This window comes from Neisseria flavescens (assembly GCF_001618065.1).
Classification (GTDB): domain Bacteria; phylum Pseudomonadota; class Gammaproteobacteria; order Burkholderiales; family Neisseriaceae; genus Neisseria; species Neisseria flavescens_A.
Genome location: NZ_LAEI01000058.1, coordinates 20,560 through 41,595 on the forward strand (window position 1 = coordinate 20,560; position 21,036 = coordinate 41,595).

Consider the following 21,036-nt stretch of genomic DNA (forward strand, 5'->3'; position numbering starts at 1 on the left):
ACGAATGCAATGATGGGGAGATATGTTAAGTGCCGATTATGGTCGATACGATGAGTCAGTCAGTGGTTCATTTAAGATTTTTAGCATTTTTTTTCATGATCTTTTATCTCGCTTTCTGTCCAGTTTTCGTAACTCATCATAATAGCTTGTTTTAAGCTATCATAAGTATCCTTTTCTTTGTAATACTGCCGTTTCCAATCTGGAAGTTTATTACTGAAACTGGAATTTTTACTTTGAGATAACAAATATAGATTGCCAAAATTATCTAAGACATTTGTATCTAATTTATCTAGGCCAAAATCTTGAGAGGGATTTTGTGGGTAATGGTGCTCAACCGAGCTTCTAAAACTAAATCTAAAATTTTTCCAGATAGATTGTTTAGATTGGTCAATAGCTGAAAAGACCTCTACCTTGTCTTGATATTTCCATAATTGATAATCCAAGCGATTAAATACAAAATTTGGGACGTTTACTCCATCATTCCAAGACTTATGTACTGAAGAGATGGTGTAATTATCATTTAAGATAATTTTCATAAAATCCCTGTTTCCATTGCAGTTGTTTTCAAAATAAAATTTATCACAAAGATTTTCAAGAAACTGAATATATGTCTCTTGAGTAATACTTTTCTTATTCTCGAATAACCAACGCAATGTAGCATATAGCCAGTTTTTATAGATTCGGGATGGATTAGAAACATGAAACATAGAAAGCAACATTATTGCATTCTTGGTTTTATCATTGGTTTCTTGAGTATCAATGGAATCGCCATTGTCGATACCAAAAACATTTTTATAGTAATAATTCTTTGATTCTTCTTTTTTGATTTCCCATAAAGACCAATGCTCATTTTCTGAACGTAGTGAATTTGACTTAATAATATATTTATCAAATAAATATCGACAAGATAGCAATGTATCTATGAAATTTACAATCTTTTCTTTGTTCCAGTCTTCATTGTGAAAAGTATACAAAAGTTCTTTTTCATCCAGAGGAATCTCTTTAAAGGTAATTTCGTTAATGCCAGTAGGAAATTTTTCTAGATAAATTTTCAAGATATGCATTAAGAAGTTAGGGAAATCAATAACGGAATTAAAACGCCCATCTGTCTGCTCGTTTGGTTGTTCTTGGGAGGAGTGGATATCCCCATTATCGGCGGTTATTAATTGAAGAATCGATTGTTCTTCATTTGCGGAGCCGTTATCTGAATGTTGAGTTTTTTTGCATCAGCAATATTCTCAATAATTTCATTAAATTTTTTGGAATAGTATTTTCCCAATTCTTGCCAAAAATATTTTCTCTAAGTGATAAATTAATCCCCATTACAACATATCGGCTCATGTCAGAACACGCATCCCAAATTTTGGCGAAAATAGAGCGTTCACTATCTGTGTCTAAAACCTCCATTAAAGCAGCCTTGATAATCTCATGTTTTTCTAATTGCTCTCCCCGCGTATTCATAATTTCAAAGTAATGATTGAGGTCGGTGTCTTCGGGTACTTCGGTTCTAATAATTTTAACGTTTTCTTGTAAGAACTCTGCCAAACCCATTCCTTCTTTTTCTGTTCTCTCAGTTTCCCAATATTTTTTTATTGATTTTAAAGCATTTTTAAAAACATCAGGTATGGAGTCAGAGTCAAGATGCCCTAAGGCATTGTCGGAGTCATTTCTATGCTCAAAGGATACATTACTAACAAAGGTATCTGATTTTAAGTAGTGCATGATTAAAGTCAGTGTGGTCAATCGTTGTTGTCCATCTATGACTTCTAAATCTCCATTTTCTCTTTTGTAAATGATTAAGCTGCCAATATAATAATTATTCTTATTTTTCTCATATGCATTCCATAGGTCTTGGATAAGAAGGCTGATCTCATTATCTCCCCATGCGTAATTACGTTGATAAATAGGAATAATATATTTGTCTTTATTCAATAATTCATTTATGGTTAATGTTTTTACGTAATCATTATTTGTTTTCATCTTTAATATCCAAAATCTCTTTTATTGTACTGTCTACATGTTCTGAAAATTTAACTTTTTTAGTTTTTTGAATAAAACTCATTACTTGTTCGGGTGTGATGGATCTTTCAATATAAGAAATTAATCCGGCTGGAGCATGAGCCTTCTTAATCTCAATGGTCGTGAAGGTAATGCGCTGATATTCTATCCGAGTACGGTAAGCCCATAGAAAAGCTTTGGTTATAAATTCTTCAAAGTAGCTTTCTCCAAATTTATCAAAGTAGAACAATACGGTACATTCAAATAAATTTCTAATGTATTTATCACCAGTTCGATAGCTGTATTTATGATTGTTTAAAAAAGCCATTACTCCTTTTTCTAAATCAATTCCATTAATAGAATGAATTTTATCTAACAATCCATCCTTTTCTTTGAATAGTTTTTCATAGATGGCTGTATAATGTTCAATGTAATCAAAGAAATATTTTCCATTGATTAACACTTGTGTGGCCTGAAATGCTGATATTGATCCATATAAAAATGGATTTTCATGTAATAATTTTTGTATGGTATGAGTAGCTAATATTCCGTGTAAGTAAGGATAATCAACTTTTTCATGAACGCCTTTAAATGTATCTAATTCATCTGATGTAAATATTTCTGCATTCTCTTTGTAATGCCAGCGGCGAAGTCTAAATAAGATATAATTGATAATTTTATCTAAATTATTTATATCATTAGACATTGCAGATTTCTCCCAGCGTTCGACACATTGGTGAATAATCCGCTCGTCTTTATCTCTCATGTCTCTTAAATGATAGGCTTTTAAGAGGTCATAAGATTCTAAAGGTTTGCCTCTGGCATTTTGTGAATCAAAAAATTGAAAAGCCTCATCTAAGTCATCTAATTCAATACAAACCATTTCACACGTGCTAAGGAGGTAATCCTTAAATTCATTTGTGAAATTATAGTTTTTAAGAAAATTATAGTTCGTTGTAATATTATTTTTGCTGATGCTATGATTCGGTTTTTCCTTTAAAAGAGACACATCCTTCCCCAGTTTATGAAGCAATAACGAGAGTGTAATAAGCCGCTGTTGGCCATCTACTATTTCAGAACAGTCTTCATTCTTATTTAAAACAATTGTTCCGATGCGGTATATTTTTTTCCCCTCCCTAAAATTTTGGAGCAGGTCATCGATTAATTGTTGTACATTTTTGATTGTCCATTTGTATGGTCTTTGATAATTAGGGATACTCAAATTTAATTTAAATATGTCATCAATCTTGAGTATTTCTGCTTTTTCTATGCTCATATAGATACCCCTTAGTATGAAAAATAGGTAAACATTATAGACTACAATCGGCAAACTACTACCGACATATCATCATAAACTCTTTGTTTCGCAATTAATTTACGAAATACAGTCAGATGGGACTTATCGTTATCATATTGTTGCCAAATTTTTTCTCTTATTTCTTCTGAAAGGGCGTCGCTTAGGCCGTCTGAACAAAGCAGCAGGCTTTCTCCTGTTTTAAGTGTAAGTTCGATATGGCACATTTTGTCTTGGAATTCGGAATAATCTGCTACTAGATAAGAAGAAACGCCGCCATATATGGTGGCGAACTCTTCTTCTTTTTTATCCGACAAACCATCCAGCAATTCGGAGAGTATCGAGTGATCTTGGGTCAGTTGCTTCCATTTTCCTTGTGTATCAATCAAATAGGCGCGACTGTCGCCTACGCTGATGATTTTGGTTTTGCCGGTGGTTTGGTCGATTTCGGCGGCAACAAAAGTGGTTGAGGAACCAAAATAATCCTCTGCCAACTCTTTAGATAAAGCGGCTTGTACATGATTGATGGTTTGACGGCTGAGTTTGGCTGTACGGCTTAATAGGTGCATGGCTAATTTGCTGGCTTTTTCGGGATGGTTGCTATTGGAAATGCCGTCAGCTATCCCGATGATAAAGTGTGGACGGGTTTCAAGACGTGTTTCAGCGGTTTTGAGTTTATATTGAAACACTTGTTCGCCGTTAAAAAGGGCATCTTGGTTGTGTTGTTTGTTGCTGCCGATTTGTTGGCAAAAGGTAATTTCGCAAAATTTGTTCATGATTTATCCATTTGTTGGGTGAATATTCGCTGCAGGCTCTTCATTTTTTCTAACCCTCCGGATTTACACTTGGGCAATACGTTTGAAATTTGATGATTAAGGTTAAAGGACGTCTGAACAGTTTTCAGACGGCCTTTACTGCGTTTAACCAAGTACTAATTAACTGCTAATTTTGTCATGTTTTAATACATCCATCGAAACCCGAATACACATTTAAAAAGGAAATCAAACATGAAAAAATTCTTATTGACCGCCATCGTTGCTTTGTCTGCCGCTACTGCCGGTGCCAGCGATTATATCGAACACAAAATCTACAGCGACAAAAACTTCGAGCAAAATCGTGCTAAAGCCGTAAAAATGTTGGAACAACGTGGCTATCAAGTTCACGATGTTGAAGCCGACAGCCGTCGCGGCCAGCCTGTATTGGATATCGAGGCTTTTAAAGATGGCCGTGAGTACGACATTGTTTTATCTTACCCTGATTTGAAAATTATTAAAGAACGCATCGATTATTAATATTGCGATATAAAGTGGATTGTCGCAGGGCTTTGGGTCCTGCGACAGTTTGCTATTTAGGCATTTAGAGAATGTAAATAGCATGTAAATTATCTAAAATAAATGAACTAAATATGCTTTTTTATTTTCCATTTAATTCAAAGTGTTTGATGTTGGGAGTCCTGATATGAGTTTGAATGATTGGAAGGAAGATGGTCAGCCGAAGCAGATAGGCGACCAAGAAAAACCTTTAAACGATAGTGTAGCTGCCGAATCCCAACAGGATGGTGATTTTGGGGATCACAATCAAAACGGTGTTGTTGAAAACGAAGTTGAGGCTGTGGCTGACGCGGTAGAAATTCCGGAAACGGTAGAAGGTCAGGATGCAGTTGAACATCCTGAGATGCCGTCTGAAAAAAGTGAGAAGAAGGCCAAACGTAAAAAAGACAAGACGAAGAAGAAAAAAATAAAGCCGAGGATTTGAATGCGCCTGATTTGTTGGGTACGAATAAGGGCGTGGAAACCATGTTCCGCAACGCCGTACGCTCGGAGATGGAATTGTTGGCGTTGGCGGCGACCAAAGCGAACATTATGATTTCGCTGAATGGTTTTATTGTTTCTGCTCTGATGATTTCGGGTGCGTTTATTTTTTCATCGTCGCCCGAATTTTTGATTCCGGCCAGTACGTTTATGATTACTGCCGCCGCGTCTATCGTGTTTGCATTGCTTTCTGCTTCGCCGGAACGTATCGGTAAAATGCAGGCGGCGCGTACATGGTTTAAGGATTTTATCCGCGGCCGTTCGAAACTGCGGGATTTGAAAACCCGTCTCAGTAGTACCGAAACGCGCTTTTTTGGCGGCAGCCAACCCAATATTTTGATTTATGAAGACCGTGTGAAGCTGCAAAAAGATCAATATTGGGAAATGATGCAGGAGATTATGGGCGACCGTAAACAAATCTATGAAAAGATGAGCGATCATCTTTACTGGCTTGGTTTGTTGGCGGATAAACAGTTCAAATACATTAACTTATCTTACGCGGTATTCCGCTGGGGTTTGCTGGCTTCGTTGGCGGCATTTATCGGCGTGAAAACATTGCCGTCATTGCTGATGCCTCCGGCCAACAACGCGGCAGAGCTGCGTTCGCTGGGTATCAATATGTTTAACGGCGTATTTGAGCCTTCTGCCGTACAACAGCTCCCGGATGGTAAGTTGCTGATCGCGGAAGACGAACCCAATCATGCGTTCAGTATCATCAGCATTGATAAAACCGGCAGGTTTGTGGAAGACGAGGCATTGGATACGCGCGTGATTACCGGTTTCAAACGTCGTCTCAGCGACTTGGAGGCTTTGGCACGCGACGATGAAGGCTTTATCTACGCGCTGACTTCACACTCGCGCACCCGTAAAGGCAACCGCTCGCCTGACCGCGAACACCTGATGCGCTTTAAAATCCAAGACGGCAATGTGTTGGGTCTGACCAGCTACGACAATCTGACGCAAGTTTTGGAAACCGACCACAAATTGAACGACCTCATCCGCGAACGCACCAAAGCCGAAGTTTCCTTTGAAGAAATCAATATCGAAGGTATGGCATTCGACCCTGTGAAGAAACGCCTTGTCTTGGGCTTCCGCGATCCTGAGTTCAACAATATGGCACTGGTGGCATTCATCAGCAATCCGAAAGACGTGTTCGAGCGCAACGCCAAACCTGAGTTTGACGAAGTTGCCATCCTTGACATCGACGGCGGCGGTATCCGTTCCCTCAACTATGATCCTGTGTTGAAAACCTACGTGATTGCCAATGAGGTGAAGGATGAGAATGGGCAGAAATTCTCACAACTGTGGACTTGGAGCGGTAATCCGACCGATGAACCGCAAAAAATCTCTCTGCCTAATTTGCAACACATCACCAACGTTGAAGCCGTCGATTCGATTACCGTTAACGGCAAGCCGCAGATGATTTTGATGGGCGACGAAGGCAATGCTTCGCAGAAAATTACTGCCAAGTATATGTTGGTAGATTACAGTCAACTGGGTAAACAGTAAGTTATCTTGGGCTGAATAAAAGGCCGTCTGAAACCATAAACTATCGGTTTCAGACGGCCTTTTTTTGTTTTCATTAAAACGGAGAAATGGGTCTAGACACTCTAATTAACGATGATTAACCCAAGAACGTGGACTGGTTTTAGACGGCCTTCAAGCCATTGATGACACGTTTGTAACAGGTATGAACCAATGCCGCGCAGGCCAGCCACATAAGGATATAAAAAGTCGGATGGAAGCTGCCGGCGATTGCATACCATACTGCCAATGCGCCGATAAAGAATGCGCGGTCGCTTTTGCCGAATGGCCCGTCATAACGCCGGCCGTTGCCATGGACTTGTCCCAAAACACCGCAAAACTCGGTCATTGCCGCCAGCCAAATAAACAGGGCAATTTGTACGCCGCCGAAGGGCGCGATAAAGGCAAAAGGCAGATACAAAGCAGCATCGGCGACAATATCAGTGATTTCATTCAAATAGCCGCCCAATGCCGATTGTTGGCCGAACTCCCGTGCCAGCATACCGTCCATCGCATTCAGTGCCATGCGGACAAACAACCAGATCGGCAAAAGCCAGAATAATGTGGATACACCTGCAAATAATGCTAAAAGCAAACCGATCAAAATGGAAACGGCGCAGGCAAACAGAGTAACCTGATTGGCAGTAATACTTTTTTGATACAGTCGCTTAACAATGGGACGCAACAGGTTTTGGAATTTTGGTTTCAGGGCGTAGATGCTCATAATTATGCTATATAAAAGAAAATGAAGTGCCGTGATTATAGATGAAATCCGTTATAATCCGTCAATCTTCAAATCACGCGGTTCGCAAACCTCCCGCGTTAACAAAACTAGGAATTTACTATGGAAAAACAGCAGGCCCTCGTTATTTTTTCGGGCGGGCAGGATTCAACAACCTGCCTGATTCAGGCAATTCAAACATATGGCCGTGAAAATGTGCAGGCCATCACTTTTCAATATGGGCAACGCCACGCCATCGAATTGGAGCGAGCGCGTTGGATTGCCCAAGATTTAGGCGTGAAGCAGACAGTACTCGATTTGAGCCTGATGCAACAGATTACACACAATGCCTTGATGGATGATACGGCATCCATTGAAACAGCTTCAGACGGCCTGCCCAATACATTTGTAGATGGACGCAATGCTTTATTTTTGCTTTACGCCGCCATTTACGCCAAAGGGCAGGGAATACGCCATATCATTGCCGGCGTATGCGAAACCGACTTTTCCGGTTATCCCGACTGCCGCGATGTGTTCGTCAAGTCGATGAATGTCACGCTGAATCTGGCCATGGATTACGCTTTTCAAATCCATACGCCCTTGATGTATTTAACCAAAGCGCAAACATGGGCATTGGCGGATGAAATGGGTGTGTTGGATTACATTCGCGAGCAGACGCATACCTGTTATAACGGCGTGGTCGGTGGTTGTCATGAATGTCCGAGCTGTATTTTGCGCGAGCGCGGTTTGTCAGAATATTTGGAAAGTAAAAAGGCCGTCTGAATTAAGAGGGGTATATATTTCCAATATCCAGTTGTACGAAAAGGCCGTCTGAAAAATTCATTTCAGACGGCCTTTGGCTATGTATTTTGTTCTGCTTAGAACAGTAAATCTGCCGGTTCGCTGCTTGCCGGAGCATCTTTCACAGGAGCAGAGGCTGGGGCAGTAGCTGGTTCGGAAGCGGCGTTAGGTGCAGAAGCAGGAGCATTGGCCGGAGTGGTTGCCGGTTTGGCAGCCGGTTTTGCCGGTTGCACCGGAGTCGGACGAACGCTTTGTTTCGGTTCGGATGCTGCCTTGTTGGTATCGTCGGTAGCATCGACTTCGATTTCAGTTCCTTGAGGCAATACCACATCTTTAGCCGGAGCCGGTTTCGGTATGACTTTAGGTTTGCTGTAAGCATCCGTGCCGCTGGTCCATGCCAAAGATTTCAAAGGAGATTTGAGTTTCACGCCTTTGGCGCAGGTCAGACAGTTTGCTGCGCCGGTGCGTCCTTTCAGGATTGCATCCACACGCGCGGCAGGAATGGTTTTACCGTGCGCTTTTGCCCAGGCGGCAATGCTTTTTTTCAGGGCAGCCGTATCAAGGTTTTTCTTGTTGTACGGGTCACGATAGGCAGCCAGCCACAAGTTTTGGTTGGCATCTTCGTTCAGGCTTGCCATTTGGTAGATAACGGAAGCAGGAGAACCTGTTGCGATGGTTTTGGCGAATTCCAATGCGTCAGGCGATTTCATGCGCACGCAACCATGGCTGCGGACGCCGGGTACGCTGGCAGGGGCATTGGTGCCGTGAATGCCAAGGCTTAATTTAGGGTCGCCAAGACGGACAAATACGGGGCCCAGCGGATTGTTTGGGCCGGCAGGTACGCTTTTTACGCCGTCATTGCGTTCTTTTTGGATGGATTTAGGGATATGCCAAACTGGGTTGTAGGCTTTTGCGCCGATTTTATGTTCGCCCAGATTGGTTTGGGTCATGGCTTTGCCGACGGCAACAGGATAAATTTTGCTCAGTTTACCGTTGTCGTAGAGGAACAAACGCTGTTGCGTAATATTGATAACGACGTGTTGTCCGGAAGAGGCGGGGGAGACGTCTGGAATAAGTGTGTTTGCAGCAGCGGCTGAAGTTAAAAGGGCGGCTGTCAGGCCGAACAGTATTTTTTTCATGTCGTCTTTTTTTGTAGGGTTTGAAATGAAAGTTTCTGGCGCATGATACCTGAAACTCTGTGTTTTTGTGAGAAAATATGCGCTTTCGGTATTGGAAGGCAGTCAAACGGTCGGGTAGCGGCTGCGTGGCGGAAACGGTATGGGTGTGAAAGAACAGTATCAAGAGGCGGAAGTTTTTTCTTTGGATTATGAGGGCAGGGGTGTTGCCAGAGTCGATGGGAAGACCGTATTTATCGGCGGTGCGCTGCCTGGGGAGCGTGTAACGTTTACTATTCATAAAGAGAAAAAGCAGTTTGCAGAGGCTCAAATTGAAAAGGTTTTGAAGGCTTCTTCCGAACGTGTCGAGCCAGAGTGTTGCTATTTTGATACATGTGGCGGCTGTTCGCTTCAACATGTTTCTTTCGGAGCGCAAGTTGCGTTAAAGCAACGGATTTTGGAAGAACAGTTGGAACGGATAGGTAAGGTCAAGCCGGAGATAATTTTACCTCCCTTATATGGTTACTCCTGGTATTATCGCGATAGGGCGCGTTTAAGTGTTTCGGTAGATAAAAAAGGCCGTCTGAAACTCGGTTTTCAGGCCAAAAAAAGCCATGATGTCGTCAATATCCGCCATTGCCATATTTTGCCTAAACATGTGTCCGATAGATTGCCTGATGTCCGTAATTTGCTGCAAAAGCTGCATGATGACGGTGTAAAAGTGAAATTTGTTGAGTTTTATTGCGGAAAAAATGTGACGGTGCTCAACATTCGTTTCGTAAATCAACCGTTTGGACAAATATTAAGCGAATTGCGTAATTGGTTTGATAAGATATTGTCGGGTACTGAAAAGGCATGGCAAATATGGTTGCAAGATCATGCCGAGTCCTTGCCGTTTTACCCTGAGAATGCGCCAGCCCTGAACTATACTTTTGCTCAATTTGATGTGGAAATGCCTTACAAACCTGGTGATTTTACGCAGATTAATGCGCAGCTGAACGAAGTGATGGTGGCAAGGGCTGTCAGGCTTTTAAATCCTCAAAAAGGGGAACGGATTGCCGATCTGTTTTGCGGTTTGGGCAATTTCAGTTTGCCGCTGGCAAAAAGTGGCTCATCGGTTGTCGGTATTGAAGGCGCCGATTATTTGGTCGATAGGGCAAGGGAAAATGCACGCTTGAATCGTTGTGCCGAGAATATGACGTTTTCTGTTGCAGACTTATTCGATACCGATGAAAAGACTATTGAGTCGTGGGGACAATTTGACAAGGTGTTGCTGGATCCGCCGAGAAACGGGGCTTATGCTGTTGTCAAATCGCTACACAAACCGTTTTTGCCTCAGAAGATAGTGTATGTTTCGTGTAATCCATCAACATTTGCACGAGATGCCGGTGTCTTGGTTGATAAGGGCTATAAGTTTAAGGCAGCAGGAATCATGAATATGTTTGCACAAACCTCGCATGTTGAATCCATCGGTGTGTTTGAGTTGTAAATTGGTATCAAGTCCTTTATGTGAGTAGGGTTTTTAATGTAAAAATGAGTGCATTCATGTTATCATCATTCGTTTGGGGAATGAATAACGTTGAAGTTGCGTGTAAAGCAACAGATGTTAATAAATGCAGTTTGCAGCACAAGACCGGGAGGTGTTCTTGAACTATCAACTTTTAACTATTTTTTTGCTGGTGCTTTTTTTGCTGGTGTTGTTTTTTGTTCGTCATAAACAAAGTAACAATTCAGACAAACAAAGCGCACATGCATCAAAAAGCGGCCGTACATCTGCTGCTCATACAGCCTCCTCTGAGGATGGAAACGACTGGATTGAGAAAGTCAACCAGACAGTTTCCAATGCGGATAATCAAGACTGGGAATGGGGCGGAAGCGGCTCAAACGATGCAACAGCTTCTGTTTCCGCGCAAGAAGTCGATCCGTTGACCGAATATCAGGTTTATAAACAGTTCGGCTATGAGAGCAAAGCAGCGGAGTCTTTGGCTGGTTATCTTAATACTTTGGAAGACGGCGCTCCGGAAAAACTGGTTCATGAATTAATCGGTTTGAATCTGCGTGTCGGCAATATCGACATGCTGGCGGATACGCTTGAGCGGCATAGTGCCTCCCTTTCTGAAGATAGCGTAGCCGAATACCTGAAAGCCGGTCTGGCTTTGGATTCTACTAACCTGCGCCTGCGTGTTTTTGCCGAGCATCATCTCGGTTGGAATATGCAGGAAGTGGACCGTCAAATTGGCGAACAAAGCGGTTTGGAAGTTGCTTCCGACGAGCATATTGCCTTTGAGAACGACTCGGTTGAACGCATTGTCGTCCCCGGTATGGGCAAACGTGCGCCTATCGTATTAGGCAAGAAAGATTTTGGCGAAATCAGCCCTGAAGAAATGGGTGCGGTTATTGGTTTTGCCAAACCGGAGCGTAGTGCAAAAATCCTGAAAGACAAGATCAGCTACGAGACTGCTTTGCATCAATACAACAAAGCAATCCAAACTTCTGCGAAGCCTGCTGGTCTCATTATTGATGCCTTGCGTCTGGATTATCAGAATGAAGAAGTAGGGCAGTTTGCCAAGCATCTGTGGAAGCTTTACCACTCTTTGGGTCAATATGGCCGTCAAGTAAAAGAACGTATGCTTGGTTGGGGTTATAGCCTCGGTTATCATGAAATTTTTGATGATTTGGAAAAAGGGCCGTCTGAACAGCAAATTAAAGAGATTGGCTTGAAACGCGGTTACATTCAGCCAAGTTCTTTACAGATGAAAGCCAAATATCGTGAGTTGGTTCAAAAAGACTCTTCGATTATCAGCGCCAGCTCTTCACCAGCTGATGAAGCTCTGAAAGAAGTGGAATCTTTGTTGGCCTACGGTCAGTTGGATTTGGCCATCGGTACTTTGGAACAGGCTGTTTTGCAGTATCCTCAAGAGTCGCAGTTGTACATTATCTTGTTTGATTTGTACGAACGTGTTGAAGATTGGGGACGTTTGGAACAATTTCTGCGCTTGTTGCGTGAACGTGTTGTCAGCCTGCCTGAAGAGGTTGTCTTGGCAATGAGCCGTCTCTTGCAACGAATGAACCAATATTCAAAAAAATAAGATAATCGTAGAAAGTACGAGTGATGAATAATCATTTACCAAAAATTAAAACCATACGGGTTATGTTACAGGAGATGGGTGAGCAACAGCAGGCGGTATTCCGTATGGCATTTAAAATGCACAATACGACGAATTACGTCATCGTTTCCCCTGATTCTGATGAAAAACCGGATTTGGTATTGGTTGATACCGATACTCCGGCAGGTGTAGAAGCTTGGAAAGAGTCGAAGAAAACTTATCCGGAAGTACCTGTGGCTATGTTTTCTTCCGAGTTGCCGACAGTAACGACTCCTTATTTGGCTAAGCCGGTCAAATTCGATACCTTGTTTCCTGTTTTGCGCAGCCTGGCTCAAGGCGGCAATGTTTTTGAGCCGTCTGAACAACAAACGGCCGAAGAGAATAAAAGACAATCAAATTCCGATGGCACAAGAAAAGCAACCATTCGCCGATTTAATCCAAATAAAGGCTTGTTGGGCGCGCTGAAATTTGCCAGTCAAGGACATCAAGATGTTGCTGTCTTGCATGAAGGCAAGCCGATATTAATCGTGTTTCCTAGTATTCAGCGTGTACTGTTGACAGTCAGTGCCAATGAGTTGGAGAAATTGTGTAAGAACGATAACTTGGCTGTCGTGTGTAAGGCTGTTCCTGATAATCCTCAATGGAAAGAAAAAGCCAAAGTCACCATTATGTCATGCTTGTGGCAAATGGCTATTTGGACTGCATCAGGCCGTCTGATTTATCCGATGACGCCGCAAACTGTCTTTACACTCAAGCGGTGGCCAAACTTAACCCGTTTGGCACATGTTCCGGAATCTATGCGTCTGTCGGCATTTCTGACAAAAACGTCTGTTAATCTGAACATCCTCTATAAAGTCATGCCTTTAGAAATGCCTGATATTTTGAACTATTTATCGGCAACATATATGACAGGCTTTTTGGCGACAGATACAGAGTTTGCAACTGATGCGAACAATACGCCTTTGTTGAACGAACAGATTGATGTGAATAGCAAAGACGTACCTGAAACAGCAATGAGCAAAGAGGCTCAAAAAATTGCCGGTCCGTCGAAAGAACAACCTCGCGGTCTGTTGCAACGCCTGATGCGTAAGTTGCTGGGTAAATCGTAAAGGACACGTCATGAAAGAAAATAAAATTATCTTTACCGGTCCTGTTGGCGTAGGTAAAACCACTGCAATTTCAGCTTTATCTGATGAACCACCGGTTCAAACCGATGCATCTGCATCTGATATGACACTTGTCCGCAAGGGGTACACAACTGTAGCAATGGACTACGGTGTCATTCATTTGGATGAGGAAACTAAGGTTCACCTTTATGGTACGCCTGGTCAGGAGCGTTTTAATTTCATGTGGGAAATTCTGAGCCAAGGCAGTATGGGCTTAGTGCTTCTTTTGGATAATACAAGAAGCAATCCATTGAAAGACTTGCAATTCTTCTTGGATGCATTCCGGGAGTTGCTGAAAAAAGCACCTCTGGTTGTAGGGGTAACGAAGATGGATATCCGATCTTTACCAAGCGTGGATGTTTATCAAAAATATTTAGCACAGAATAATTTTAATGTACCGGTTTTTGAGATTGATGCGCGTCGAGAAGACGATGTAAAACAATTGGTTACTGCCATGTTGTTCTCAATTGACCCCGGATTAGAGGTATAAGATGGAAGCGACACTCTCTTTACAAGCAAATTTATATCCTAAGATTACACCGGCGGGTGCGTATTATGCTGTTTCAAGTGATACGCCCAGTGCCAGCAGAACTTTATTGTATGGTCTGTTGCGTGCAGAGCCGTCTGAAACCATCAGCAGCGAAAAAATCTTGGCGTGGGCGGATACCAGCGACATCAATACCGCTTTGAACCTGCTATACCGCCTCCAACGCTTAGAATTTTTGTATGGTGATGAAGAAATCAGCACAGACGATATCCATTTGACTGACGAGCAATTGCCTACATTATTGGAACAGTTGTCCAATTCTGGCAAAGCTTTATTGGCTGATGAAAACGGTTTGTATTTTGCCAATGCCAATTTCCATCACGAGGCTGCGGAAGAGTTGGGTCTTTTGGCGAGCGAAGTGGCCAAAATGGAAGACAATCACCGTCTTTTGATTCGCAATAACCTGCATATCAATAATAGCGCATGGGGTATTTGTGATCCTTCAGGCCAAAGTGAATTGACCTTTTTCCCGCTGTATATTGGCATGACCAAGCTGATTTTGGTAATTGGCGGAATGCCTGACTTAAATAAAGAGGCTTTTGTTACTTTGGTTAAAGTGCTGTACCACCGATACGGCAGCCGTTGATTTTTGCCTGACCGATATTTATTTTAGAATGGAGCGACTATGCAACAACTATTAATCTCTGTATTAAGCGATTTGAACAATACCTCTGCTGATATCACTGCTTCTGCAGTTATTTCTACGGACGGCCTGCCGATCGCAACCATGCTGCCTTCCCACTTGAATGCAGATCGTGTAGGTGCGATGTCGGCAACGCTTCTGGCATTGGGCAATCGTTCCGTACATGAGTTGGCTTGCGGTGAGTTGGATCAGGTAATGGTTAAAGGTAAAAATGGCTATATTCTGTTGAGTCAAGCAGGTGAAAATGCAGTGTTGGCATTGATGGCAAAAGAAAGCGGTAAATTGGGCTTGATTTTGTTGGATGCGAAACGTGCGGCCAAACAAATTGCTGAAATCTTATAAAAGTTTTATAAATTAAAAAGATATAAAAATATTTTTGTTTTTATATAGATTGTTGCTTGACAGGTTTCTGATATTTTCTATATAATTTCATCTTTAATTCCCCGATAGCTCAGTCGGTAGAGCGACGGACTGTTAATCCGCAGGTCCCTGGTTCGAGCCCAGGTCGGGGAGCCAGATTTGAAAACCACCATCTTGTATGGTGGTTTTTATTTTATCTATTGGTTAATATTTTAAGATATTTTGATGATAATTGATTAAATGATTACACTTAATTCATCAGCCTTTATAGGAACAAATTATTAAAGTGCCATCACAACCATCCATGTGAAAAGTGGAAAAGAGTTTTGGAAAGCTATAAATCGTAGCAATCCAAAAGATAAAACAATTTATGAAGTAAAATAATTTATGAAAGGTTAAAAATGATTTACTCAGCAAAGCTAAAAAAAATGGATGAAACAATTGAGGAATTTGCATATTTTTCTATAGAAAATAACGATCTATATTGTTTCCTTAATTGTTGTCCAATGGCTATTGAAGTGAATAAAGTTTACAATGTGGAACTTGACTATTTTATTATTGATGAGTTTATATTGGAAGAGGTTAATACAGATGAATCTGTTATTATTCCTTTTGAAAGAATAGGTGATAGTACACAATATAAGATAACAGGTAGGCTAGATGGCAATACATTTACAGCTGGAAATATTTGCTTTGAAGATGATGCTCTTCAATTAGAATATTCTTATTTAGATGGCAGATTAATTACTTTAACTGTATGGAGATTAAGTATATCCGTAATTTCTGAAAGAATATAATCGTTATATTTTCTAAGAAAATTATTGTCTATATAAACCGTGCCGTCTGAAAAAATCCCAATTTTCAGACGGCTTGAGACCTTAGTAAAAAACTAAGTTTTTACCCAGGCATTTAGGGAATTCCTTATAAGAATCTTCTTTCAGCAAACCGAACAAACTATGATCAACAAATACATCGACCGATTCCTTTTGTTAAAGCTGGAGAAAGTGATTGATTGGCAGCTGTAGGCTGTTTTTAAAAGAAAATATGCTGTCAGACTTTGCCTTTCTTTCGCCAAACTGATAAACTGTTTGCCATTATTTTTGGCCGGGGCATAAATTTTTCATGAAAGACGCAGAGCAGAGTAGTTGTTATACCGCTTCTTCCCTTTATCTATGCCTGAAATTTGGCAGTCTGTCCGTTTTAAGCGGAACGGCTGCCTTTTTGTATTTTAAAGGAACGCAATCATTATGGATTTCAGTTGGTTGGCCGAGCCGCATACTTGGATAGGCTTTGCCACGCTTCTGGTTTTGGAAGTTGTTTTAGGTATTGATAACCTTGTTTTCGTAGCAATTTTGGCAAACAAGGTCAAACCGTTGCAACGGGATAGGGCGCGGATAACTGGCTTGGGTTTGGCTGTCGTTATTCGGATTTTCATGCTGGGCTTCATGGCGCACATCATGACGCTGACGCGCCCTTTGTTTGAGCTGGGCGGCCTGGAGATTTCCGGCAAAGACATGATTATGTTTGCCGGCGGTATTTTCCTGCTTTATAAAGCGACTACCGAGCTGCACGAACGACTTGAAGGCCACAATCAATTTGCTGTTGCTGAAGGGCAGAAGAAGCATTCTGCTTTTTGGGGCGTTGTGGCGCAAATCTTGATTTTGGATGCGGTTTTCTCTATCGATTCTGTTATTACGGCAGTGGCGATGGTGGATCATATTGTGGTGGCAATGGGGGCGGTTGTTGTGGCGATGACTGTGATGATTTCTGCCAGCAAACCGTTGACTGCATTTGTGGACAAGCATCCGACCGTTGTAATGTTGTGTCTAGGTTTCTTGTTGATGATTGGTTTTAGTCTGATTGCGGAAGCCTTCCATTTCCATATTCCGAAAGGCTATTTGTATGCGGCGATCGGCTTCTCGATTTTGATTGAACTGTTTAATCAGGTTTCGCAAAAGAATGCCCGCAAAAATGACTACATCAGCACTTCTTGGCGTAAGCGTACCGCTGAAAATGTGTTGGGTATGATGGGTATCCGCGAAAGCATTTTGGCAAAAGCAGGCGATAACGGCGGCGATGACGAGCATTTTGAAGAAAACGAAAAATCCATGATTCGCAGCGTGCTGACTTTGGCGGAGCGTCCGATTATGGGGGTGATGATTCCGCGTCGGGAAATCGAGAAATTGGATATTTCCCAAAGTCGTGAAGAACAAAATGCGCAGTTGAAAAATACGCCGTATAGCCGTTTGTTGGTTGTCGGTAAGGCAGGTGTAGATGAGCCTTTGGGCTATATCAGTAAAAAAGATTTGCTGAACCAGCTGCTTGAATCGGGAGAAATCAATATTCAGACGGCCTTGCGTCAACCATTGATTTTGCCGGACAGCACGACGGCGTTGAATGCGATTGAATTGTTCCGTCAAAGCAGCGCGGATTATGCGTTGGTGGTGGATGAATTTGGCGCGGTGCTGGGTATGGTGACCATGAAAGATTTGTTGGAAACCATTGCCGGTGAATTCCCCGAAGAGTTTGAGCGTGAGGAAGAAGAAGCTGCTCCAGCCAGTCAGGATGAAACACTGTCTGTGGATGGTGCATTGGAGTATGTGGAATTGGCTTCTCAGTTAAATCTGCCTGCTCAAGAGGAAGACGCGGACTTTCATACCGTTGCCGGCTTGATTATGGAAGAATTGCAAAGTATTCCTGATGTGGGCGATTTCATTGATTATCATGGCTGGCGTTTTGAAGTGGTTGAGAAGGACGGACAACGGATTGCCCGTGTGAAAATCAACCGTTTGCCAGAAGAGGAATAAGTGAAGAGTTAGTATGGAAAAGGCCGTCTGAAAATGTTCAGACGGCCTTTTTATTTATCCGACTTTAGTTGCCGTAATGTCCAGAGCCTAAAATTCGGTGTGAATGTGCGCCGGTCGCATGGTTGGGATTGCTTGGAACTTGATTGCACCAACAGGCTGCAAGCCAGGCAAAAGCGGCAGCTTCGACCCATTGCGGGTCAAGATGGAGCTTGGCTGTGCTGTGCAATTTGGTGTCGGGAGAAAACAGGGTTTCTAAGTCATGCATTAACACCGGATTGCGGATGCCGCCACCACAGATATAAAGATGATGAATCGCCGGGGCAGCTTGTTTGGTCGCATCAAAAATGGTTTGTGCAGTATAAAAGACCAATGTGCGTATCACATCTTCCGGCTTTTCATTACCTTTCAGACGGCCTTGAAGCCAGCTTAGGGAAAACAACTCTCGGCCTGTACTTTTGGGATAAGGGCGGCTGAAGTAAGGATGGTCGAGCAGGTTAGCGAGCAGGTCGGGGAGGATTTTGCCTTGTGCGGCTTTTCCCCGTTTTTGTCGTAAGGCTGCTGCCAGATATGTTGCATCCATGCATCCATCAGCATATTGCCGGGGCCGGTATCGAAGCCGAAAGAAGGGCTGTCGGGCGGGAGGATGCTGATATTGGAAATGCCTCCAATGTTGAGTACGGCTCGGGTTTCATTCGCATCTTGAAATAGCGCTTCGTGAAAAGCGGGGACGAGGGGTGCACCTTGACCGTTGCAGGCAAGGTCGCGGCTGCGGAAGTCGCCGACCGTGAAAATGCCGGTCAGTTCGGCTAAAAGCGAGAGGTTGACCAGTTGAATGCTGTAACCGTGTTCAGGTGCATGGCGGATGGTTTGTCCGTGACAGCCGATTGCGGCAATGTCTTTAGCCGACAGGTTTTGTTCTGCCAATAGTTGTTGGACGGTTTGGGCGTATAGGCAGCTGAGTGTTTGCGCCAGGATATTGCTTCTGTGCAATTCATTTTCGCCTATGTCTTGCAGTGCCAACAATTCTTGGCGCAGGCCGTCTGAATAGGGTAGAAAGCTGTGGGCAACGGCTCGTTGCCATTGTTTGCTCTGCATTTGAATCAGTACGGCATCGGCACCATCCATGCTGGTTCCTGACATGATGCCGATATAGTATTGGGGTTGCATTTCGGTTACAGAAAGAGAAGGTAAAACGACATTTTAACGCCTTTTGACGTTTTTACGGGAATTTCGGCATTTAATGTAAATAGTTGGTGCAAGAAAGATTACAAAAAGGTTAAAATAACGCGACTCAACATGTTTTCCAAAAGGAAACTTTCCATGGCTCAAACTCAGTCGAGTGCGAACTTGAAGCTGATTAATACGGCTTTCGCCGCTATGCTTGTGAGCATGGTCGGCTATTTTATTTATTGGGGCCTGGGTTATACCCATTACAACCATTCCAGCCTGTTTATCCTTGCCACCTTTTTCGGCGTCTTCATGGCGTTTAATGTGGGCGGTAACGATATTGCCAACTCTTTCGGTACAAGTGTCGGCTCCGGCACTTTGACCATTCCGCAAGCCTTGCTGATTGCGGCAGTATTTGAAGTCAGCGGCGCAGTGATTGCCGGTGGCGAGGTAACAGATACTATCCGTAAGGGTATTGTCGATTTGAATGGCATGCATCTGGATCCGATGCAGTTTGTCTTTATTATGATGTCTGCGCTTTTGGCCGCGGCATTGTGGCTGCTTTTTGCCTCGCACAAAGGTCTGCCGGTTTCTACGACACATGCCATTATCGGCGGTATCGTCGGTAGTGCCTTGTGTATGGCGGCATTGAACGGTGTGGATTCCGTTGCGCTGATTCAATGGGACAAGTTGGGCGAAATTGCCTTGTCTTGGATTTTGTCTCCGGTATTGGGTGGCATCGTTTCCTATCTATTGTTTTCACGAATTAAGAAAAACGTTTTGGACTACAACTCTTGGGCCGATAATACGCTCAAAGGCATCAAGTTGGAGAAGAAAGCCTATAAAGAAGAACACCGCCTGTTTTTTGAAGCCTTGAGTGAATCTGAAAAAGTCGAATACGCCACCAAAATGGCGCACGATGCCCAAATTTATGATGAGCCGGACTTTGATCCTGAAGAATTGCAGTCTGAGTATTATCGCGGTCTGCACCGCTTTGACAGCCGTAAGGGCGAAGTAGATTCTTATAAAGCCCTGCATTCCTGGGTGCCGTTTATCGCTTCTGTCGGCGGCATGATGATTGCGGCCATGTTGATTTTCAAAGGTCTGAAAAATCTGCATTTGGGTATGAGCAATGTCAACAGCTTCCTGACCATTTTCATGATCGGCGCGGCTATTTGGATGGGTACGTTTGTATTTGCCAAAAGTTTAAAACGCAAAGATTTGGATAAATCGACTTTCCAAATGTTCTCATGGATGCAGGTATTTACTGCTTGCGGTTTTGCATTCAGCCATGGTGCGAACGATATTGCCAATGCGATTGGTCCGTTTGCCGCGATTATGGATGTGTTGCGTACCAACAGCATTACCGCTCAAAACGCTGTGCCTCCGATTGCCATGTTGACTTTCGGTATCGCTTTGATCGTCGGCTTGTGGTTTGTCGGTAAAGAAGTGATTAAAACCGTAGGCACCAGCTTGGCAGAAATGCACCCCGCGTCAGGCTTCTCAGCAGAGCTTTCTGCTGCCGCTGTTGTGATGGCAGCATCATTTATGGGCTTGCCTGTTTCCAGTACCCATATCTTGGTGGGTGCAGTTTTGGGTATTGGCTTGGTTAACCGCAATGCCAACTGGAAATTGATGAAACCGATCGGCCTTGCTTGGGTTATTACCTTGCCTGCTGCTGCCGTTTTGTCTGTTGTCAGCTATTTGGTTTTGCAAACAGTGTTTTAATTGATTATTTGATTTAAAAAGGCCGTCTGAAAGATATTTCAGACGGCCTTTTATGTTCATAAGAGGAGATTTTAATTTGCTTTAATGTTGAACAAATAATGCTGTTCAATGTTTGAACTGATACAAGAATAATCAAGGTAATAGAGAAATATCTTATTGGGAATAGCTTAGAAAAGATTTTGGGGCTTAGTGAGGGCAAACAAAGCTATTTTTAATTAGCCCACTATAAGGTTAAGGCAATAAAAAA

At 42.7% G+C, this 21,036-nt stretch carries 17 protein-coding genes, 1 tRNA gene, 2 pseudogenes and 1 riboswitch; of the genes and pseudogenes, 13 read left to right on the forward strand and 7 right to left on the reverse strand.

Annotation, left to right across the window (positions count from 1 at the left end):
* Positions 1 to 80: 80 nt before the first annotated feature.
* The 4 genes from TW89_RS08970 to TW89_RS08985 form a co-directional block, all read right to left on the reverse strand.
* Positions 81 to 1,055 (reverse strand): HNH endonuclease family protein, encoded by a 975-nt coding sequence (locus tag TW89_RS08970; RefSeq protein ID WP_164836717.1) that lies wholly within the window; start codon positions 1,053 to 1,055, stop codon positions 81 to 83.
* Between the two features lie 145 nt (positions 1,056 to 1,200).
* Positions 1,201 to 1,980: a DUF262 domain-containing protein gene (locus TW89_RS08975; RefSeq protein WP_128581216.1), complete on the reverse strand. Its 780-nt coding sequence runs from the start codon at positions 1,978 to 1,980 to the stop codon at positions 1,201 to 1,203.
* A complete protein-coding gene (locus TW89_RS08980) occupies positions 1,967 to 3,274 on the reverse strand; it encodes a DUF262 domain-containing protein (RefSeq protein WP_128581218.1) in 1,308 nt (435 codons plus the stop codon). The genes TW89_RS08975 and TW89_RS08980 overlap by 14 nt, the downstream gene beginning before the upstream one ends.
* 41 nt (positions 3,275 to 3,315) lie before the next feature.
* Positions 3,316 to 4,068 carry a PP2C family protein-serine/threonine phosphatase gene (locus TW89_RS08985; protein ID WP_128581219.1) on the reverse strand — a complete coding sequence of 251 codons (753 nt, stop codon included), beginning with the start codon at positions 4,066 to 4,068 and terminating at the stop codon, positions 3,316 to 3,318.
* 231 nt (positions 4,069 to 4,299) lie between these two features.
* Here TW89_RS08985 and TW89_RS08990 point away from each other — a divergent pair, with 231 nt between their 5' ends.
* Together TW89_RS08990 and TW89_RS08995 are read left to right on the forward strand one after the other, a co-directional pair.
* Positions 4,300 to 4,584, forward strand: coding sequence for a PepSY domain-containing protein (locus TW89_RS08990; RefSeq protein ID WP_003684382.1), 285 nt, complete (start codon positions 4,300 to 4,302; stop codon positions 4,582 to 4,584).
* 166 nt (positions 4,585 to 4,750) lie between these two features.
* A pseudogene (locus tag TW89_RS08995) lies at positions 4,751 to 6,612 on the forward strand (Pycsar system effector family protein).
* 139 nt (positions 6,613 to 6,751) lie between these two features.
* On the opposite strand, the gene TW89_RS09000 reads toward TW89_RS08995, so the two are convergent.
* On the reverse strand, positions 6,752 to 7,351 hold the full coding sequence (locus TW89_RS09000) for a CDP-alcohol phosphatidyltransferase family protein (RefSeq protein ID WP_128581221.1): 600 nt from the start codon (positions 7,349 to 7,351) through the stop codon (positions 6,752 to 6,754).
* Between the two features lie 71 nt (positions 7,352 to 7,422).
* Positions 7,423 to 7,468, forward strand: a riboswitch (PreQ1 riboswitch).
* Positions 7,469 to 7,471: 3 nt separating this feature from the next.
* On the opposite strand from TW89_RS09000, the gene queC reads away from it, so the two are divergent.
* Positions 7,472 to 8,131: a 7-cyano-7-deazaguanine synthase QueC gene (gene queC / locus TW89_RS09005; RefSeq protein ID WP_128581223.1), complete on the forward strand. Its 660-nt coding sequence runs from the start codon at positions 7,472 to 7,474 to the stop codon at positions 8,129 to 8,131.
* A 95-nt stretch (positions 8,132 to 8,226) separates the two neighbouring features.
* Here the strand turns inward: queC and TW89_RS09010 are convergent, their stop codons facing one another.
* Positions 8,227 to 9,288 carry a L,D-transpeptidase gene (locus tag TW89_RS09010; RefSeq protein ID WP_128581225.1) on the reverse strand — a complete coding sequence of 354 codons (1,062 nt, stop codon included), beginning with the start codon at positions 9,286 to 9,288 and terminating at the stop codon, positions 8,227 to 8,229.
* Positions 9,289 to 9,427: 139 nt separating this feature from the next.
* Between TW89_RS09010 and rlmD the strand changes: the two genes are divergently transcribed.
* The 9 genes from rlmD to TW89_RS09060 all read left to right on the forward strand — a co-directional run bounded on the left by rlmD (position 9,428) and on the right by TW89_RS09060 (position 17,894).
* Positions 9,428 to 10,753 carry a 23S rRNA (uracil(1939)-C(5))-methyltransferase RlmD gene (gene rlmD, locus TW89_RS09015; protein ID WP_128581227.1) on the forward strand — a complete coding sequence of 442 codons (1,326 nt, stop codon included), beginning with the start codon at positions 9,428 to 9,430 and terminating at the stop codon, positions 10,751 to 10,753.
* Positions 10,754 to 10,877: 124 nt separating this feature from the next.
* The gene (locus tag TW89_RS09020; RefSeq protein WP_128581228.1) at positions 10,878 to 12,353 is read left to right on the forward strand and encodes a 23S rRNA methyltransferase; all 1,476 of its coding nucleotides are present in this window, start codon (positions 10,878 to 10,880) and stop codon (positions 12,351 to 12,353) included.
* Positions 12,354 to 12,376: 23 nt separating this feature from the next.
* Positions 12,377 to 13,480 carry a response regulator transcription factor gene (locus TW89_RS09025; protein WP_128581230.1) on the forward strand — a complete coding sequence of 368 codons (1,104 nt, stop codon included), beginning with the start codon at positions 12,377 to 12,379 and terminating at the stop codon, positions 13,478 to 13,480.
* 10 nt (positions 13,481 to 13,490) lie between these two features.
* Positions 13,491 to 14,027, forward strand: coding sequence for a GTP-binding protein (locus tag TW89_RS09030; RefSeq protein WP_003748733.1), 537 nt, complete (start codon positions 13,491 to 13,493; stop codon positions 14,025 to 14,027).
* Between the two features lies 1 nt (position 14,028).
* Entirely contained in the window at positions 14,029 to 14,670 is a 642-nt protein-coding gene (locus TW89_RS09035; protein WP_003679679.1) for a hypothetical protein, read from the forward strand.
* Positions 14,671 to 14,709: 39 nt separating this feature from the next.
* Positions 14,710 to 15,069: a roadblock/LC7 domain-containing protein gene (locus TW89_RS09040; protein ID WP_003679682.1), complete on the forward strand. Its 360-nt coding sequence runs from the start codon at positions 14,710 to 14,712 to the stop codon at positions 15,067 to 15,069.
* Positions 15,070 to 15,167: 98 nt separating this feature from the next.
* A tRNA-Asn gene (locus TW89_RS09045) sits at positions 15,168 to 15,243 on the forward strand.
* Positions 15,244 to 15,488: 245 nt separating this feature from the next.
* Positions 15,489 to 15,884 (forward strand): hypothetical protein, encoded by a 396-nt coding sequence (locus TW89_RS09050; RefSeq protein ID WP_063069136.1) that lies wholly within the window; start codon positions 15,489 to 15,491, stop codon positions 15,882 to 15,884.
* A gap of 450 nt (positions 15,885 to 16,334) precedes the next feature.
* Positions 16,335 to 17,894, forward strand: a complete 1,560-nt coding sequence (locus tag TW89_RS09060) for a TerC family protein (protein WP_128581231.1) — start codon at positions 16,335 to 16,337, stop codon at positions 17,892 to 17,894.
* Between the two features lie 64 nt (positions 17,895 to 17,958).
* On the opposite strand, the pseudogene TW89_RS09065 reads toward TW89_RS09060, so the two are convergent.
* Positions 17,959 to 19,061 (reverse strand): annotated as a pseudogene (locus TW89_RS09065) (anhydro-N-acetylmuramic acid kinase).
* 153 nt (positions 19,062 to 19,214) lie between these two features.
* Here TW89_RS09065 and TW89_RS09070 point away from each other — a divergent pair.
* Positions 19,215 to 20,789, forward strand: coding sequence for an inorganic phosphate transporter (locus tag TW89_RS09070; RefSeq protein ID WP_128581233.1), 1,575 nt, complete (start codon positions 19,215 to 19,217; stop codon positions 20,787 to 20,789).
* Positions 20,790 to 21,036 lie beyond the last annotated feature (247 nt).

Excerpts from the sequence above, each read along its gene's own strand:
- TW89_RS08975 (WP_128581216.1), bottom strand. The coding sequence starts at position 1,980 with ATGAAAACAAATAATGATTACGTAAAAACATTAACCATAAATGAATTA.
- TW89_RS08980 (WP_128581218.1), bottom strand. The coding sequence starts at position 3,274 with ATGAGCATAGAAAAAGCAGAAATACTCAAGATTGATGACATATTTAAA.
- TW89_RS08985 (WP_128581219.1), bottom strand. The coding sequence starts at position 4,068 with ATGAACAAATTTTGCGAAATTACCTTTTGCCAACAAATCGGCAGCAAC.
- TW89_RS08990 (WP_003684382.1), top strand. The coding sequence starts at position 4,300 with ATGAAAAAATTCTTATTGACCGCCATCGTTGCTTTGTCTGCCGCTACT.
- TW89_RS09000 (WP_128581221.1), bottom strand. The coding sequence starts at position 7,351 with ATGAGCATCTACGCCCTGAAACCAAAATTCCAAAACCTGTTGCGTCCC.
- queC (WP_128581223.1), top strand. The coding sequence starts at position 7,472 with ATGGAAAAACAGCAGGCCCTCGTTATTTTTTCGGGCGGGCAGGATTCA.
- TW89_RS09010 (WP_128581225.1), bottom strand. The coding sequence starts at position 9,288 with ATGAAAAAAATACTGTTCGGCCTGACAGCCGCCCTTTTAACTTCAGCC.
- rlmD (WP_128581227.1), top strand. The coding sequence starts at position 9,428 with ATGGGTGTGAAAGAACAGTATCAAGAGGCGGAAGTTTTTTCTTTGGAT.
- TW89_RS09020 (WP_128581228.1), top strand. The coding sequence starts at position 10,878 with ATGCAGTTTGCAGCACAAGACCGGGAGGTGTTCTTGAACTATCAACTT.
- TW89_RS09025 (WP_128581230.1), top strand. The coding sequence starts at position 12,377 with ATGAATAATCATTTACCAAAAATTAAAACCATACGGGTTATGTTACAG.
- TW89_RS09030 (WP_003748733.1), top strand. The coding sequence starts at position 13,491 with ATGAAAGAAAATAAAATTATCTTTACCGGTCCTGTTGGCGTAGGTAAA.
- TW89_RS09035 (WP_003679679.1), top strand. The coding sequence starts at position 14,029 with ATGGAAGCGACACTCTCTTTACAAGCAAATTTATATCCTAAGATTACA.
- TW89_RS09040 (WP_003679682.1), top strand. The coding sequence starts at position 14,710 with ATGCAACAACTATTAATCTCTGTATTAAGCGATTTGAACAATACCTCT.
- TW89_RS09050 (WP_063069136.1), top strand. The coding sequence starts at position 15,489 with ATGATTTACTCAGCAAAGCTAAAAAAAATGGATGAAACAATTGAGGAA.
- TW89_RS09060 (WP_128581231.1), top strand. The coding sequence starts at position 16,335 with ATGGATTTCAGTTGGTTGGCCGAGCCGCATACTTGGATAGGCTTTGCC.
- TW89_RS09070 (WP_128581233.1), top strand. The coding sequence starts at position 19,215 with ATGGCTCAAACTCAGTCGAGTGCGAACTTGAAGCTGATTAATACGGCT.